The sequence below is a fragment of the Jatrophihabitans sp. genome (assembly GCF_036389215.1).
Taxonomy (GTDB): Bacteria; Actinomycetota; Actinomycetes; order Mycobacteriales; family Jatrophihabitantaceae; genus Jatrophihabitans_A.
Map to the genome: position 1 here is coordinate 1 of NZ_DASVQG010000204.1, position 3,147 is coordinate 3,147.

Annotated in this window: 4 protein-coding genes; all 4 read right to left on the bottom strand. The window is 70.5% G+C overall.

Annotated elements, in window-relative coordinates; translation table 11 throughout:
- Positions 1-789, bottom strand: a 789-nt coding sequence (locus VF542_RS11075) for a S1 family peptidase (protein WP_408651766.1), incomplete at its 3' end; no start/stop codon positions are given.
- 26 nt (positions 790-815) lie between these two features.
- A complete protein-coding gene (locus VF542_RS11080) occupies positions 816-1,724 on the bottom strand; it encodes a S1 family peptidase (RefSeq protein WP_408651767.1) in 909 nt (302 codons plus the stop codon).
- 105 nt (positions 1,725-1,829) lie between these two features.
- Positions 1,830-2,249 (bottom strand): DUF4232 domain-containing protein, encoded by a 420-nt coding sequence (locus tag VF542_RS11085; RefSeq protein WP_408651768.1) that lies wholly within the window; start codon positions 2,247-2,249, stop codon positions 1,830-1,832.
- A 46-nt stretch (positions 2,250-2,295) separates the two neighbouring features.
- Positions 2,296-3,147: ROK family glucokinase (locus VF542_RS11090; protein WP_408651769.1), on the bottom strand; the 852-nt coding region annotated here is incomplete at its 5' end.

Here is a 3,147-nt window from a genome sequence, read left to right on the forward strand (position 1 = left end):
GCCGCCCGAGTCGCCACCCTCAGCGCACACGTTGGTCTTGATCAGACCGGTGACCGTGCCCTCGGCGTAGTTCACCGTGGCGTTGATCGCGGTCACGCTGCCGCTGTGCACCTGGGTCGTGCTGCCGCTGCGCCTGACCGACTCACCGACGAACGGGTCCGCGGCCGAGGTGATGTCCTGGAAGCTGCCGTTGTACAGGTCGACGTTGCCGGGATGGGAGACGGCGGTGTTGGTGTACTTCACGATCGCCCAGTCGGGGTAGCCACTGGCGAATAGGGTGCCCAGCACCGTGCCCGCGGAGTTGGCGTACCAGGTGGAAGCGTGCTCGCCGCAGTGTCGGGAGGTCAGGAAGTAGTACACATTGTTGCTGTCGCGCACGTTGAAGCCGAGCGAGCAGCGGTACGCGCCGCCGGAGATGGCGTCACCACCGGAGATGTACCTGCGGAAGGTGCCGGGCACCCGCTCCAGCCGCACCGCGCTGCCGAACCGGGACACCACCGCGCTCACCCTGGCCAGCTTCGCCCCGGTCACGGTCTCATCCAGCGACACCACGACCTGAGCGGTCGTCGGGTCGATGGCCCAGGCAGTGCCGGGGATCCGCGCCGACCTGTCCAGCGCGTGGACGACGCCGGCCAGCGTGGTTGCCGAGGCGGGCGTCCTTGCCGAAGGGGGCGTCATTGCCGGCGGGGTGGCCTGGAGGGCAGGAGCGATGAGCAGGGTGCCTGCTATCAGGATTCCGGCAGCGACCACGATCACGCCGGTTCGAACCGAAGTGCGGATACGACTCACAACAAGCCTCCTCAGGCAGAAGCGCTCTAGTAGACGTTGACCCCGTACACCGCCAGCGGCTCGGTGACCGGCTGGAAGTAGGTGATCCCACCGGTGCTGCAGTTGCCGCTGCCGCCGGAGGCCAGGCCGAGCGCCGTGGTGCCGTCGAACAGCGGGCCGCCGGAGTCGCCGGCTTCAGAACAGATGTTGGTCTTGATCATGCCGGTGACCGTGCCCTCGGCGTAGTTCACCGTGGCGTTGATCGCGGTCACACTGCCGCCGTGCACACCGGTGGTGGTGCCACTGCGTTTGACCGCCTCACCGACGTACGCGTCCGCGGCCGAGGTGATGTCCTGGTAGCTGCCGTTGTGCAGGTCGACGTTGCCGGGATGGGCCACGGCGGGGTTGGTGTACTTCACGAGCGCGTAGTCGTTGCCCGGGAAGCTGCTCTCAACGGTGGTGCCCAGCACGGTGGTATGCGCCGGGTCGGCGTACCAGGTCTTGCTGAGGTTCCCGCAGTGCCCGGCGATCAGGAAGTAGTACACACTGCTGCTGTCGCGCACGTTGAAGCCCAGCGTGCAGCGGTTCGTGCCGCCGTAGACGGGGTCGCCGCCGGAGACGTACTTGCGGAGGGTGCCGGCCACCGGCTCCAGGCGCACCGCGGTGCCGAACCGGGCTACCACCGCGCTGAGCTTGGCGAGCTTGGCGCCGGTCACGGTCTCATCCAGCGACACGACGACCTGCGAGGTCGCCGGGTCGACAGCCCAGGCGGTACCGGGGATCCTGGCCGACGTGTCCAGCGCGTGAACGACGCCGGCCAGCGCGGTCGCCGAGGCGGTCGCCGGCGCCGGCGGCGCCGCCTGCGTGGACGGAGCGATGAGCACGGTGCCGGTCACCAGGGTTCCGGCGGCGACCGCGATGGCACCGGTACGGATCGAGGTGCGGGTATGTCTCACTACGAGCCTCCTCAAGCAGCAGAGGCTCTCAGGTGTAGCAGATCATACCTAACCGGACAAGGGTCTCTATATGGGGCACATGCCCTGCACACCTGAGCGCCCTGGTCAGGGAGCGATACGGTCGAACCACGAGCTCCAGAGATTGGTGGCAGGGCCCGTGGCCGAGGGCTGGTGCGGCCCGGAGACCGGCACGTCGGCCTGCCCGCCACGCCACTGGACTCTGACGATCCCACCGGCGGCGGGGCCGTCCCAGCCCGCCCAGCCGACGTTGGACCGCGCGGACTCGCCGGGATCGAGCTCGGCGTAGCCCGGCATCCGCATCTCCAGGGTCACGATCGCCACCGCATCGAGCGGCTGCCCGTCGGCATCGAGCGGGGTGAGCCCTGGCTTGCCGGACAGCCGCACCCGATGCTCGCTGACATTGCGCGCCTCCAGCACGCCTCTGAGCGCACCGTCCTCCGGCGACCAGGTCAGCGTGAAGCTGACGTCCTCGGGACTCGCTTCAGCAGCGTCGATGTCGGTCATGGGTTCCAGCATTGCCCTTGCCGGCTTGCCCGGCCAACCCGGGTGGTCAGCGCGAGGTGCCGCGGCGGGCCAGGTCCGCGGCTCCCACCAGCCCGGCCTGCGGGCCCAGCTCGGCCAGCAGGATGTCGGCGGCCGGCCGGAAGCCGCGCCCGGTGAGACTCTCCCCGAACGCCTGCCGGGCCGGGCCGAGCAGCAGGTCGCCGGCCTCGGACACCCCGCCGCCGATCACGAACACCGTCGGGTCGATCACGGCCGCCAGGTTGGCCAGCCCGCGGCCGAGCCAGCGTCCCATCGCGGTGTAGATCTCCACCGCCGCGGGATCGCCCTCGCGGGCCGCCTGGGTGACCAGCGGCCCGGTCAGCTGGTTCAGGTCACCATGGGCCAGGCTCATCAGGCGGTGGGCACCGACCGGTGAGACGTCGGCGAGCTCGCGGGCATCGCGGGCCAGCGCCCTGCCGGAGGCATACATCTCCCAGCAGCCCCGGTTCCCGCAGGCACACCGGCGGCCGTCGGGCACCACGCACATGTGGCCGTACTCGCAACCCACCCCGTTCGCGCCGCGGTAGAGCACCCCGCCGACCACCAGGCCGCCGCCGATCCCGGTGCCCATGGTGACCATCACCGCCACCGGCGCATCCCGGGCGGCGCCGTAGCGGTACTCGGCCCAGGCCGCGGCGTTGGCGTCGTTCTCCACCACCACCGGCACCCCGATGGCTTCGGCCAGCGCGTCGCGCAACGGCTCGTCCCGCCAGGCCAGGTGGGGGGAGAACAGCACGGTGGCCAGGTCGTTGGCGATCCAGCCGGCCGCTCCGATGCCGACCGCGGCCACCTCATGGCGCCCGGAGAGCTCGTTCACGACCTCGGCGATCACCGCCTCGGTCTTGGCGACGTCAGAGCC

What these genes read in the sequence shown, in the direction of transcription:
- VF542_RS11085 (WP_408651768.1), bottom strand. Translation starts at nt 2,249, where the DNA reads ATGACCGACATCGACGCTGCTGAAGCGAGTCCCGAGGACGTCAGCTTC.